Annotated in this window: 11 protein-coding genes and 1 tRNA gene; 8 read left to right on the top strand and 4 right to left on the bottom strand. The window is 61.3% G+C overall.

The genetic code is table 11. The features are described 5' to 3' along the window. Positions 1–45 precede the first annotated feature (45 nt). Positions 46–2046: a methyl-accepting chemotaxis protein gene (locus EDC35_RS00205; protein WP_132974842.1), complete on the top strand. Its 2001-nt coding sequence runs from the start codon at positions 46–48 to the stop codon at positions 2044–2046. A 145-nt stretch (positions 2047–2191) separates the two neighbouring features. On the opposite strand, the gene EDC35_RS00210 is transcribed toward EDC35_RS00205, so the two are convergent. The 4 genes from EDC35_RS00210 to EDC35_RS00225 form a co-directional block, all read right to left on the bottom strand. Continuing rightward, positions 2192–2557, bottom strand: coding sequence for an STAS domain-containing protein (locus EDC35_RS00210; protein ID WP_243651346.1), 366 nt, complete (start codon positions 2555–2557; stop codon positions 2192–2194). Between the two features lie 257 nt (positions 2558–2814). Next, the gene (locus tag EDC35_RS00215) at positions 2815–4038 is read right to left on the bottom strand and encodes an HD-GYP domain-containing protein (RefSeq protein ID WP_132974844.1); all 1224 of its coding nucleotides are present in this window, start codon (positions 4036–4038) and stop codon (positions 2815–2817) included. A gap of 52 nt (positions 4039–4090) precedes the next feature. Next, positions 4091–5758, bottom strand: coding sequence for a DNA repair protein RecN (gene recN / locus EDC35_RS00220; protein ID WP_132974845.1), 1668 nt, complete (start codon positions 5756–5758; stop codon positions 4091–4093). Further along, on the bottom strand, positions 5752–6651 hold the full coding sequence (locus EDC35_RS00225; protein ID WP_132974846.1) for an NAD(+) kinase: 900 nt from the start codon (positions 6649–6651) through the stop codon (positions 5752–5754). Before EDC35_RS00225 ends, recN begins: the two co-directional genes overlap by 7 nt. Before the next feature lie 243 nt (positions 6652–6894). On the opposite strand from EDC35_RS00225, the gene hrcA reads away from it, so the two are divergent. The 7 genes from hrcA (at position 6895) to EDC35_RS00260 (ending at position 13935) form a co-directional block, all read left to right on the top strand. After that, positions 6895–7947, top strand: coding sequence for a heat-inducible transcriptional repressor HrcA (hrcA, locus tag EDC35_RS00230; protein WP_132974847.1), 1053 nt, complete (start codon positions 6895–6897; stop codon positions 7945–7947). Between the two features lie 174 nt (positions 7948–8121). Continuing rightward, a complete protein-coding gene (gene grpE / locus EDC35_RS00235) occupies positions 8122–8787 on the top strand; it encodes a nucleotide exchange factor GrpE (protein WP_132974848.1) in 666 nt (221 codons plus the stop codon). An 87-nt stretch (positions 8788–8874) separates the two neighbouring features. Next, the gene (gene dnaK, locus EDC35_RS00240; RefSeq protein WP_132974849.1) at positions 8875–10794 is read left to right on the top strand and encodes a molecular chaperone DnaK; all 1920 of its coding nucleotides are present in this window, start codon (positions 8875–8877) and stop codon (positions 10792–10794) included. A 114-nt stretch (positions 10795–10908) separates the two neighbouring features. Next, positions 10909–12051, top strand: coding sequence for a molecular chaperone DnaJ (gene dnaJ, locus EDC35_RS00245; RefSeq protein ID WP_132974850.1), 1143 nt, complete (start codon positions 10909–10911; stop codon positions 12049–12051). Between the two features lie 54 nt (positions 12052–12105). Next, on the top strand, positions 12106–12921 hold the full coding sequence (gene dapB, locus EDC35_RS00250) for a 4-hydroxy-tetrahydrodipicolinate reductase (RefSeq protein WP_132974851.1): 816 nt from the start codon (positions 12106–12108) through the stop codon (positions 12919–12921). Between the two features lie 14 nt (positions 12922–12935). Continuing rightward, entirely contained in the window at positions 12936–13718 is a 783-nt protein-coding gene (locus tag EDC35_RS00255; protein ID WP_132974852.1) for a M48 family metallopeptidase, read from the top strand. Between the two features lie 140 nt (positions 13719–13858). Beyond that, positions 13859–13935, top strand: a tRNA-Met gene (locus EDC35_RS00260). Positions 13936–14060: the final 125 nt, after the last annotated feature.

Here is a 14060-nt window from a genome sequence, read left to right on the forward strand (position 1 = left end):
TGTCCAGTACGTTTTTTAGATTGATTCGATGAGAGGAGAGATGAGATGCGGCTCCAGAGGAAGGTCACACTTTATGTTGGCGGGGGCATGCTTTTAGCCGGTGCAGCGATTGGCATGACGACTGGCTATGCGGTCAAAAGCGCCATTTCCGACAATGCGATTAGCTATCTGAGCGGCGAGCTTGATCAGGCGGTGGCGTTAATCGATGCCTATCGTTTTCAGACCGAGCGACTGGTGGAGGAAAGTTTCAAGGTCTGGTCAATGATGACCGATGGTGAATGGAGTCTTTTGGAGCAAACGATGATCGAGACCGGTGGTCGTCCGCTGCCGACGCTGGAGTTTAATGGCGAACCCATCAATAATGATTTCGCCCTGCCGGATCGCTTTACGCAGCAGATGGGTTCGGTCGCGACAGTTTTTGCTCGAATGGGGGATGATTTTTTCCGTGTCACCACATCGCTCAAAAAAGATGACGGGAGCCGTGCTGTTGGAACAAATCTGGGTGAAAAGCATCCGGCCTACGCACACCTGATGAGAGGCGAATCCTATATCGGCCCCGCATTTCTGTTTGGGCGAAACTACATGACGAAATATCACCCTATCCAGAATAATTCGGGTGAGATTATTGGTGTTTTGTTTATTGGTGTTGACTACACGGAAAGCCTGAAAGGTCTGAATCAGGTCTTGAAATCACGCCGAATCGGCGATAGAGGCTATATTTTTAGCGTCGATGTCAGTCAGTCCGTAAACCGGGGTAAGTTCATCCTGCATCCTTCTCTTGAGGGGGAAAACGCTTTTGAGCTAACCGATCAGCAGGGCGAGCATTTTCTTGAAAAGGCGGCGGATCATGAAAAAGGCGTGATCTATTACAATTTACAGGATGAAGCCAAAATTTCCCTGTTTAGACATTACGCCCCTTGGCATTTCCAACTACATTATTCTGTGTATGCCAGTGAGATCGAGGCGGCGTCTCTCGCCGTCGTCAAGCCGTTCATCGCGATGTTTTTAATTGCAATGGCGGCCGTGACCGGAAGCATACTGCTGCTGATCCACCGGCTGGTCCTGCGTCCGCTGGGCGGGGAGCCGGCGGACGCGGCGGCTCAGGCGGCATTTGTCGCGGCAGGGGATTTAACGCATCCGATCAGTGCTCCGCCCGGGACGCTGATGGGCTCGCTGGCGAACATGCAGGAAAAGCTGCGCGTCATTTTTCAGGAAATCATCGAGAGCAGTAGTGAAATTGCCGCACGCTCCGAATCGCTGGCGGTTGCGTCCAGGCAGGTTGGCGCTGCCGCTCATGGCCAGGCCGAATCGACATCGGCGTCGGCGGCCAGTATCGAACAGCTCACCACATCGATTGACCAGGTCTCGCACATGGCGTCAGAGACCGAAGCCAATTCACAAAAAGTCGCGGACATGTCTGAGCAAGGTACGTCGCTGACGAAGGCGGCGTCGCAGGAAATCGGCGCGGTACGCGAAGCGGTGAGCCGTTCCACCGATCAGATCCGCATTTTGCGTGATCGCTCCCAGGAGATTGGCGGCATCGCCGAGGTGATTCGAGGCATTGCCGAACAGACCAATCTGCTGGCTCTCAATGCCGCCATTGAGGCGGCGCGCGCTGGTGAGCAGGGTCGGGGGTTTGCCGTGGTTGCGGACGAGGTGAAGAAGCTGGCCGAACGCACCGGTACAGCCACCACAGACATCGCCCGCATGATCGATACCATACAAAGCGAAACCGGCGAGGCGATGGACAACATGAATCAGGCCGACCCGCTGGTCGCAAAAGGCATGGCGATGGCTGCGGAAGCTGCACAGGTGCTGGAGGCGATCCACGCGCGCGCGCTGGATTCGCAGATCAAGGTGCGGGACGTTTCCAATGCAACGCGCGAACAGGCGGCGGCGGCGACCGAAATTGCCCGGCATGTCGAGAACATCGCCACGATGGCGGAGGAGACCAACGCCATCATGCAAAACAATGCCGAGGCGGCGATGGGGCTGGATCGCATCGCGCGTATCCTGCGCGAGCATGTCTCGATCTTCAAGGTTTAGGACGTGCCGCCGACAATGTTGTTGAGGCGTTTCCGGGAAACCGGACAGGGCGACTGATCGCTTGAGATTGAATGAGAGAAATGGGGTGGTCTGGGTGAGACTTCAGCAGGACGATCCCGGCAGGCGGGATCGTCCAGGGGAGCGATCAGGCAGGGAGGTAGCGTGGCCCGACCGATGCGCTCAGGCTTGCATGACGTGCGGATGGCGAATCCTTCGGTACGACATTCAGCGCGTTGCTCATGATCAGCGGGATCCGGCGTTGAATGTCCGGATGGTCGCTCAGGACGACGACGATGGCACCGATCCGTTTGAGACGTTCATTGAGCATCCACAGCAGCGCCAGACCGGAATCGAAAACCCGGTCGAGACCGGTCAGATCCATGATGCAGGTGCGCAGGCTGGCGGGAATGCTGGCAAAGACCTGACAGACGTCTTCGGACATGGTCAGATCAAGATCGCCGTGGAACGACAGATCAAGTCTGTCTTCGCTTGGAATAAACGATGTACTCATCGGCATAAGGCATCCTCCGCATAACGTACCGCATGCCGAGCTGAATCGACTGCGGCTTGATTGTTGGTCTCGGAACTGCTTGGAACGGCCGATGGATTGGTCGCATGACGTGGATTGAACCGCGTGCATCGCACCAGAACATGGCCACTCCTTTGAATCTCAACCAGTCTCGGAAGCTGAGATCAGGAGAGCCGAAGCCGTTAAAAGCAGATTCTTAATGGTTATGATGCGTTTGCAAAGTCCGTACAACTACTCACTCAGGATGGCAGCCGCATAACCTGCTCGGTATCGATTCGCCACTGTGCGGGCGATTCGGTGCTGACGATCCGCTCTTTCGAGCCTTTGGGAAGACGCGACAGATCCACGTCCTGCGCTGGCAGATAACGACGGTCGCGGGCATCCATCACCACTCGCACTACCGGATGAAAGGCGCCGCCGCGACCGGATTCCATGACGATGCCCAGCCGACCGCTGTGCAGCCGCACCAGCGAGCCGACTGGGTAGATGCCGACACAGCGGATGAATTGCTGCACCAGCGCAGGATCGAAGTGATGCGTGCTCCACTCCAGCAGCTTGCGCAGGGCCAGATGGGATTCCAGCGCCTTGTGATAGACCCGGTCGGAGGTGATGGCGTCGTAGACATCGACGATGGCTGCCATTTGCCCATAGCGGGAAATCGCCGCGCCGGCCTTCCGATGCGGGTAGCCGCTGCCGTCGAAACGCTCATGGTGCTCGCCCGCAACCGCTAGGGCGATGGGCGGAATGCCGGGGACGCGGGACAGAATGTCATGGGAGTGGACCGCATGACTGCGCATGACGACGAACTCCTCGTCGGTCAGTTGGCCCGGTTTGTTGAGGATGGCGGGGGGCACCAGGATCTTGCCAATATCGTGCAGCAGGGCGCCGATGCCGATGTCGTGGATCAGTGCCCGATCCAGCTCCAGAGTGCGGGCAAAGGAGACCATGAGCACAGCGACGTTGACCGAATGCTCGAAGGTGTAACGGCCCACGCGGCGAATCCGGGTCAGGGCCAGCAGGGCGTCCTGATTGCGGAAGATGGAATCGATCATCTCGTTGACCACTGGATTGGCGCGCTCCAGATCGATCTGCTGACCCAGGCGAACGTCTCCCATCAGGCTGCCGAGTACGCCAAGTGCTTCATTATGAATGCGTTTGGCCAGGACGCGCTCCTCGGCCAGCGGGGTCGCCGTGATCTCGCCTGCGCCCGCGTCGGCCATGTGGGCCAGACTCTCTTCCAGTTCGTGCTCGACCTCGGCGACGCTTGGGGCCGAGACGACATCAAGCCCCTGACCGGTATCGATATAAACTTCGCGGATGCCGAGCGCACGTATGCGCTCCAGATCCGCTGCCGCTTTCAGCAGAAAGCGACTGCGCATGAAGCCATGCTCCATCCAACCGCAGTTGAGGTCATGGATATACATGCCTGGTTGCAGTTGGTTGATTGCGATCTTCTTGATCATCTGTGGCCTCGGAATACGAATCTGGCGGGGATGAATTCAGCTAAGGCGATTTTTAACATCCCCAGCCCAGCATCTCGCTGGCATGGTCGCGGGTGCGGGCGGTGATTTCAGTGCCGCCGAGCATGCGGGCGATTTCTTCGACCCGCGCGGCGGCGTCCAGGCTGTCGATGCGGGTATAGGTCTGGCCATCGAGCGTTTCCTTGCGCACCCGCAACTGCTGGTGGGCCTGGGCCGCGACCTGGGGCAGATGGGTGACGCAGAGCACCTGACGGGATTCGCCGAGCCGGCGCAGCAACCGTCCGACGATCTCCGCCACGCCGCCGCCAATGCCGACATCGACCTCGTCGAAGACCAGAATCGGCACCTGTCCGCATTCGGCGGTGGCGACCTGAATCCCGAGACTGATGCGCGAGAGCTCGCCGCCGGAGGCGACTTTGGCCAGCGGTTGCAGCGGCTGACCGGGATTGGCGCTGACCAGGAAATCGATCCGTTCCAGTCCGCCGCCGCCGATCCGTTCGTCCGGCAGCGGCTCGCGCTGGATGGCGAAGCGACCGCCGACCATGCCGAGCGTCTGCATCGCCTGGGTGACGGTCTCGGCCAGACGGTCGGCGGCGCTGGCGCGCGCGGCGCTGAGATGCTCGGCCTGCTGCATGAAGGTCTGCCAGGCCGAGCTACGCGCCTCACGCAGTCCGCCAAGCGTCACATCGGCCTGTTCCAGGTTATCCAGTTCGGCACGGCGCGCCAGCAGCGTTTCCGGTAATTGAATCGGGAAGATGCGATATTTGCGCGCCAGATCGTGGACCTGGGCCAGACGGTTTTCGACCGACTCCAGCGCCGCCGGATCCAGTTCCAGTCCGTCGAGATAATGCCGCAGGCTGGCGGCGGCCTCGCCGAGATGGATGGTCGCGGTTTCCAGCAGATCCCGACTCTCGGACAGCGCCGGATCGATCATTGCCAGTTCCTCGATCTCGGCGGTCGCGCCGCGCAGATGATCTTCGACTGACGGCTCGGCCTCGGCGACTGTCTGGAGGACGCGCCCGGCGGTTTCCTGCAAGCGGCCCAGATGGCTCAGTCGTCGCTGTTCCTGATCCAGATTCTCGATCTCGGCGGCGCTAAGACCCAGCGACTCCAGTTCCTGGACCTGAAAGTGCAGGAGTTCAAGCCGCGCCGCCCGCTCCTGACTGGCCGCTTCCAGGGTCTTGAGCTGCTGATCGAGTGCGCGATAGTCGCGAAAGGCCAAAGCCACTGCATCAGCCAGAGGCAGATGACCGCCATAGGCATCCAGCAGATCGCGCTGCGCGCTGGCTCGCAACAGCGACTGATGCGCGTGCTGGCCGTGGATATCCACCAGCAGATCACCCAGCTCGCGCAGTTGTGCCCCGGTCGCCGCCCGGCCATTGATGAAGGCGCGGGAACGCCCCTCGCGCACGATCAGCCGACGGACGATACAGCCGTCTTCGTCGTCCAGACCCTGTTCGATGAGCCAGGCGTGGGCTGCGGGGCAGGCGTCGAGGTCGAATTCGGCGACGATCTCGGCGCGTTCGCCGCCAGCGCGGATCATGGCCACCTCCGCCTTGTCGCCCAGCGCCAGCCCGAGTGCATCGATGAGAATCGACTTGCCGGCGCCGGTCTCGCCGGTGAGCGCCGTCATGCCGTGCGCGCAGTCGAGTTCAAGACTGCTGACGATGGCCAGATCCCGGACCAGCAGGTGGGTCAGCATGAAGACGCCCGTCCTGAAGAATGTCTGCCCCAGTGCAGCTTGGCGCGCAGGATCTGATAGTGGTCGTGTCCCTTGGGATGCAGCAGACAGGCGCGGTCGGGATGACGTTCAATCCGCAACCAGGCATGGGGCGGAAGCTGGCAGGCGTTCTGCCCATCACAGGTGACCTGAACATGGCCCTGATCCTGTGCGCGCACCCGCACCTCAATGCGCCGGTCGCCGGGGATCACGAGTGGCCGGTTGCTGAGATCGTGCGGACAGATGGAGACCAGCAGGATCGCATCCAGCGCCGGATCAACCAGTGGTCCGCCGCCGGAGAGCGCATAGGCGGTCGAGCCGGTCGGGGTGGCGACGATGAGCCCGTCCGAACGCTGGGCGTTGACGAAGACGCCATCGATATAGGTCTCGAATTCGATCATGCGTGCGGTGTTCCATTTATGAATGGCGACATCGTTGAGCGCCGCATCGGAGCGCTCCGTCCCGGTTTCGGCAACCACGGAGGCGCGCAGCATGGAGCGGTGATCGGATGTGAATTCGCCGGCCAGTACCTGATCGATAGCGGTTTCGATGTCGTCGGGTGAGACATCGACCAGAAAGCCCAGCCGCCCGAGATTGATGCCCAGCAGGGGGACACCGTGCGGGGCCATGGCGCGGGCTGCGTGCAGCAGGGTGCCATCGCCGCCGACGACCACGACCAGATCGCAGCGGGCGCCAAGTTCATCCAGGGTGATGGCGGTTCCAACAACGGCATCGAGCAGGTGTGCGCTTTCCGCATCGAGCAGTACCTCCAGCGCCCGCGCGTGCAGATGCGCACTGAGTCGCAGCAGAGTGCCATGCACCTGCCCCGGCTCGCCTTGTTTGGCAATGAGACCGACAGTCTGGAATGGCGGCATGGCTCGCTGGTTTGAATTGCGGGTGACGGAGATCGCGAGACGTTAGCATGGGCCGGCAGGCGCGCCAAGACCGGGCGTTTTGCGCCCTGTCTCTGCGCATGAGCCTTGACAGGTCCGGATAGAATCCCTAAATTCACGTGTTAGCACTCTATTGAGGTGAGTGCTAAATCCGTTCGGTGCGGCATAGGGTGTTCTGGCTTCGGTCCAACCGCTTCAATTCATTGTGAACAATGGTCATTTACCTTGGCATTCGAGACGCGACAGACTGATGTGCCGGTCAGCGAACGGGCGCTCCATTTTCTGAAGGCGCTGGTCGAGCGCTACATTCGGGATGGGCAGCCGGTCGGCTCGCGCACGCTGGCGAAAGACACCGGACTGGATCTGAGTCCGGCGACCGTGCGCAATGTCATGGCCGACCTGGAAGACCTGGGACTGGTGGCCTCGCCACATACCTCAGCCGGTCGGGTGCCGACGGTGGCCGGGTATCGGCTCTTTGTGGACTCGCTGCTGACGGTGCGTCCGCCTTCCGAGGATGACATCAGCTCGCTGCGGACGCGCTTCGATGTGCGCGCCGACGCCAAGTCATTGATCGAGACGGCTTCGAATCTGTTATCCGGCATTACGCATCTGGCCGGGGTGGTGATGCTGCCGCGCCATGAGCGCAATGTCTTTCGCCAGATCGAACTCCTGCCACTGTCCGACGCGCGGGTGCTGGCGATCCTGGTGACCAGCGAGGGTGAGGTTCACAACCGCATCGTCCACACGGAGCGGCGCTTTACCCCGTCGGAGCTGGAGCAGGCGGCGAACTATCTGAATCAGATCTTCACCGGTCAGGATATTAAGGACGTGCGCAAGCGGCTGGTGGACGACTTGAGGCACACCCATACCAATATGGATCAGCTCATGCTGCGTGCGGTGGCGCTTGCGCATGATCTGGTCGAGACCGCCGAGCGTCGGGATGACTGCTTTATCGCCGGACAGACCAACCTGATGGAATTCGGGGAGCTGGCGAGCATGGAGCGTATCAAGCAGTTATTCGATGCGTTCACGCAAAAGCGCGAGATCCTGCATATTCTGGACCGCTGCATCGCCGCAGACGGGGTGCAGATCTTCATCGGCGAGGAATCCGGTTACGCGCTGCTTGGTGATTGCAGTCTGGTGACGACGGCCTATCGGGTCGAGGATCAGGTGGTCGGCGTGCTCGGCGTCATCGGCCCGACGCGCATGGACTACCAGCGCGTGATCCCGATCGTCGATGTCACCGCCAGACTGCTGGCGGCGGCTTTGCGGCAATAAGGTGATTTCTGGAAATTTCACACCAAGGGGCAGGAATCTTTAGACAGGATTAACAGGTTTAAAAACAGAATCTTAAAAAATCCTGTTAATCCTGTCAAAAATTGACACCCGCCTTGCCGTCGGACGCCGATTCTTGGCATGGCAGCGGGGCGATCTACAGAATTGGAGGTCATCATGAACACGGATCCACATCGCACGGAGTCTCCGGACCCGGATCCATCTTTTGTTGAAGATGCTACCGTGCGCGCAGCCATGGATGCCTACAGCGACGCCCAGACGGCGGATCGCGAACCCGTTCAGGCGACGGCTGCCGAGCAGAGCCAGGAGCAGGAGACGACTCCGGCGCCTGAGCCATTGGCGACACCCGAGGAACTGGCTGCTGCACTCGCCGCCGCGCGCGCGGAGTCGGAGGGGTATCGCGACCAGCTCCTGCGCACCCGTGCCGAGCTGGAAAACATCAAGCGGCGTCATGTCAGCGAGCTTGAAAAGGCGCATAAATACGCCCTCGACAGCTTCGTGCGCGAGCTGCTCCAGGTGCGCGACAGCCTGGAGCTGGGGCATCAGGCCGCCCTGGACGCATCGGCTGATCTCGACAAACTGCGCGAGGGCACCGAACTGACGCTCAAGCTGCTCGGCGATGTGATGGACAAGTTCGGGGTCGCGCCCGTCGCGCCGCTGGATCAGCCGTTCGACCCCGCCTTTCATCAGGCGATCTCCATGCAGCCGCGCGCCGATTTGCCGCCGAACACCGTAGTCGCCGTCATTCAGAAAGGCTATCTGCTCAACGGACGTCTGGTGCGCCCGGCGATGGTGCTGGTCTCCCAGCAGGCGTCCGCGTAAGCGGCTTGAACGGCGCGGGGTTTTGCCCCAATTCATTGCACCACCTGGCGCAGTGGCGCCACACCAAATATTTTGGAGAATCAGTTTATGGGAAAAATCATCGGCATCGATCTCGGCACCACCAACTCGTGCGTGGCCGTGATGGAAGGCGACAATGTCAAGGTCATCGAGAACGCTGAAGGTGATCGCACCACGCCCTCGATCATCGCCTACACCGGCGATGGCGAGGTGCTGGTCGGCCAGTCCGCCAAGCGCCAGTCGGTGACCAATCCGGCCAATACGCTGTTCGCGATCAAGCGTCTGATCGGGCGCCGCTTCGAGGACTCGGTGGTCGGCAAGGACAAGGACATGGTTCCCTACAGGATCGTCAAGGCCGACAACGGCGACGCCTGGGTTGAAGTCAACGGTAAAAAGATGGCTCCGCCCGAGATCTCGGCCAAGGTCTTGCAGAAGATGAAGAAGACCGCCGAGGATTATCTCGGTCACGCGGTCACTGAGGCCGTCATTACGGTTCCCGCCTACTTCAACGACTCGCAGCGTCAGGCGACCAAGGACGCCGGGCGCATTGCGGGGCTTGAGGTCAAGCGCATCATCAATGAGCCCACGGCGGCGGCGCTCGCCTACGGCATGGACAAAAAACGGGGCGATCAGAAGATCGCCGTCTATGACCTCGGCGGCGGCACCTTCGACGTGTCCATCATCGAGATCGCCGAGATCGAGGGCGAGCATCAGTTCGAGGTGCTGTCCACCAACGGCGACACCTTCCTGGGTGGCGAAGACTTCGACATGCGCATCATCGACTTCCTGGTCGAGGACTTCAAAAAATCCCAGGGCTTCGATCTGCGCAACGATCCGCTGGCGCTCCAGCGTCTGAAGGAGGCCGCCGAAAAGGCCAAGATCGAACTCTCGACCAGCCAGCAGACCGACATCAATCTGCCCTATATCACCGCCGATCAGAACGGGCCGAAGCATCTCAACGTCAAACTGACACGCTCCAAGCTGGAATCGCTGGTTGAGGAGCTGGTTGACCGCACCATTGATCCCTGCCGCATCGCGCTCAAGGACGCCAATCTCACCGCCGGCCAGATCGACGAGGTGATCCTGGTCGGTGGTCAGACCCGCATGCCCAAGGTTCAGGCCAAGGTCGAGCAGTTCTTTGGCAAGGCCCCGCGCAAGGACGTGAACCCGGACGAAGCGGTCGCCATCGGCGCCGCGATCCAGGGCGGCGTGCTGGGCGGCGAGGTCAAGGACGTGCTGCTGCTCGACGTGACCCCGCTGTCGCTCGGCATCGAGACCCTCGGCGGCGTCATGACCAAGCTGATCGAGAAGAACACCACCATCCCGACCTCCGCCAGTCAGACCTTCTCGACGGCGGACGACAACCAGACCGCCGTCACCGTGCACGTCCTCCAGGGCGAGCGCGAGCGCGCGGTCGGCAACAAGTCGCTGGGTCGTTTCGATCTGTCCGACATCCCGCCCGCCCCGCGTGGCGTGCCGCAGATCGAGGTCAAATTCGACATCGACGCCAACGGTATCCTCAATGTCTCGGCGAAAGATAAAGCCACCGGCAAACAGCAGTCGATCATCATCAAGGCGTCTTCCGGTCTGTCAGAGGCCGAGATCGCGAAGATGGTCAAGGATGCCGAGGCCCATGCCGAGGACGACCGCAACTTCCATGCCCTGGTCGCCGCGCGCAATCAGGCCGACACCATGATCCACGCGACCCGCAAGTCGATGGATCAGCTTGGCGACAAGATGGAAAGCGGCGAAAAATCGTCCATCGAGTCCGCTATCAAGGAGCTTGAGGAGGCCATGAAGGGCGAGGACAAGGAGCGCATCGAGTCGCTGACCAAGGCGCTGGGTGATGTCTCCGGCAAGATGGCTGAGCGACTCTATGCGCAGGGTGGTGAGGCCGGTGCTGGCGCCGAGGAGCCTCAGGCCAAATCGGCCGCTGGCGACGACGTGGTCGATGCCGAATTCGAAGAAGTCAAAGACGACAAAAAATGAGGTGACTGGCTAGCTGCCGGTCGCCGACCCCCAGGATGAAAGCGTACAGGCGCGGCGAGTGCCCGTGCGCTTTCGCGTTATGCGGGTCGGTCGTCGGTGCCTGGAAATCAAGATATGGCAAAACGCGACTATTACGAAGTTCTGGGTGTCCCGCGCAACGCGAGCGAGGCCGATCTCAAGCAGGCATTCCGGCGTCTGGCGATGAAATATCATCCCGACCGCAACCCCGGCGATGCCGAGGCCGAGGCCAAATTCAAAGAGGCCAAGCTGGCCCACGATGTCCTCAGCGATCCGAAAAAACGCGCCGCCTATGACCAGTTCGGCCATGCCGGGGTCGAGGCGGGGGCGGGCGGTTTCGGTGGCGGTGGCCCCGGCGACTTCGGTGGTGCGGGATCCTTCTCCGACATCTTCGGCGATGTCTTCGGCGACATTTTCGGAGGTCGTGCGGGCGGGCGCCGGGCGCAGCGTGGCGTTGATCTGCGTTACGATCTGTCGCTGACGCTGGAGGACGCCGTCAACGGCAAGGAGGTCAAGATCCGCATCCCGACCCAGGTCGATTGCCAGTTCTGCGGTGGCACCGGGGCCAAGCCGGGTACTCAGCCCAAGACCTGCACCACCTGCGGCGGTGTTGGTCAGGTGCGGATGCAGCAGGGATTCTTCTCCATCCAGCAGACCTGTCCCGCCTGCCGGGGCACCGGTAGTGTGATTGAGGAGGCCTGCTCGCACTGTCGCGGCCGCGGCCGTATCCAGGAAGAAAAGACGCTCTCGGTCAAGGTGCCTGCCGGGGTGGATACCGGCGACCGCATCCGCCTCTCCGGTGAGGGTGAGCGCGGCGAGCAGGGCGGGCCGCCGGGCGATCTCTATGTCCAGGTGCAGGTGCAGGACCATCCCATCTTCACCCGCGAGGACGCCAATCTCTACTGTCAGGTGCCGATCGGCTTCGTCGCTGCCGCGCTGGGTGGCGAATTCGAGGTACCGACCCTGGATGGCAAGGTTATGCTCAAGGTGCCTGCGGGTACGCAGACCGGCAAGATGTTCCGCATTCGCGGCAAAGGCGTGAAACCGGTACGCGGCGGCCCGGTCGGCGATCTGGTGTGCCGGGTCACGGTCGAGACCCCGGTCAATCTCACCGAGCGCCAGAAAGAGTTGCTGCGCGAGTTCGAGGCCAGCGTGCAGGAGGGTGGGTCGCGTCATAACCCGCAGTCACACTCCTGGCTGGATGGGGTCAAGAGCTTCTTCGAGCGTATGACCCAGTGATTGTTTGCGTTGCAAACAATCATAATTTGAATGGGTTTATCTGGAGTCAATCGAATGAGTGAAATCAGAATTGCCATCGCTGGCGCTGGCGGGCGGATGGGCCGGATGCTGGTGCAGGCTGTGACCGAGGCCGATGGCTTGACATTGGGTGCGGCGACCGAGCGCGCCGGGAGTTCGCTGCTCGGGGCGGATGCCGGGGAGCTGGCCGGGGTCGGGCGGCTGGATGTGCCGCTGGTGGCTGATTTATCTGCGGTGCTCCATGCCTTCGATGTGCTGATCGATTTCACGTCACCGGCGGCGACCATGGGCCATCTGGACATCTGTCGCGATGCCGGCAAGCGTCTGGTGATCGGCACGACCGGTCTGGACGAGGCGCAGCGCGCGCAGATCAAGGCAGCGGGCGAGTCGATTGGCATCGTCTTTGCCCCGAATATGAGCGTGGGCGTGAATCTCTGTTTCAAACTCCTGGACATCGCGGCGCGGGTGCTGGGTGACGAAGTCGATATCGAGATCATCGAGGCCCATCACCGGCACAAGGTCGATGCCCCGTCAGGGACAGCGCTGCACATGGGCGAGGTGATCGCCGAAGCCCTGGGCCGCGATCTCAAGGAGGTCGCGGTCTACGGCAGGGAAGGGCACACGGGTGCGCGCGAGCGCCGGACCATCGGCTTCGAGACCATTCGCGCCGGGGATGTCGTCGGCGAGCACAGTGTCTGGTTTGTCGCCGATGGCGAGCGGATCGAGATTGCGCACAAGGCATCGACCCGGATGAACTTTGCCCGTGGCGCGGCGCGCGCGGCGAGCTGGATCGCCGGGCATGAGCGGGGTCTGTTCGATATGCAGGATGTGCTGGGACTGCGTGCCGACTGATGAGGTGAAACCAGATGCCTGATCGATTCCGCCTGCTGTTGACCCTTTTACTGATGGTGCTGGCTGGCTGTGCGACCGCCCCCGAGACCGGACGCAGCCAGCTCCTCTTGATTGATACGGCGGAGGAGGCCCAACTCGGTTTCAAATCCTTCGAGCAGATCAAGCGTGAAACGCCTGTGGCGCGCAACCCGGCGGAGGCGAAGCGACTGCAAGAGGTTGGCGAGCGGATCGCCGCCGTGGTCAACCTGCCACATGCACAGTGGGAGTTCGTGCTGTTCGAGTCCGATCAGCCCAATGCCTTTGCGCTGCCGGGCGGCAAGATCGGCGTCTATACCGGAATTCTGCCGCTGACCAAAACCGATGCCGGGCTGGCGACGGTGCTGGCCCATGAGATCGCGCACGCCACGGCGCGTCATGGCGCCGAGCGGATGTCACAGGGACTGCTGGTGCAGGTCGGCGGGGTGGCGCTGTCCACGGCGCTGGGCGGTCAGTCGGCAGTCAGTCAGGAACTGGCAACACAGGCGTATGGCCTGACGACTCAGCTTGGCGTCATGCTGCCTTATTCGCGTGTCCAGGAGCTGGAGGCGGATCGGATCGGACTGCTCTATATGGCGCGCGCCGGTTACGATCCGGCCGAAGCCATTGGTTTCTGGCAGCGCTTCCAGGTCTATAGCCAGAGTCGTGGCGGGCAGGGACTGGAGTTCCTGAGCACACATCCACTTGATGACACCCGTATCGCACAGATCCAACGCTTCCTGCCTCAGGCTCAGGCCGAATATGCGCGGGCACGTCGCTGACGGCGGATGTCGCCAGGTGAGGCGCTCACGGAGAGCGCAAGTTAAGTGGCCGTTCTAAAAGGAATCGCAAGATTATCTGCCATAAAAAGCAAATAAAGCTTGCATGCAGCGAATGCTGCACATACAATTGCTTTCTCAGTTGCGGGGTGGAGCAGTCAGGCAGCTCGTCGGGCTCATAACCCGAAGGTCGTAGGTTCAAATCCTGCCCCCGCTACCATATAAAACAACGGCTTAGAGGTTTCGCCTCTAAGCCGTTTTTCGTTGCCTCGGCTTCATGTAAGCGCAGGTGTGAGCAAATTCTTGGGTGCCAGCTTGGACGAGCGTCATTGCTTGGATGACAGC

The organism is Thiobaca trueperi, from assembly GCF_004342175.1.
Lineage (GTDB): Bacteria > Pseudomonadota > Gammaproteobacteria > Chromatiales > Chromatiaceae > Thiobaca > Thiobaca trueperi.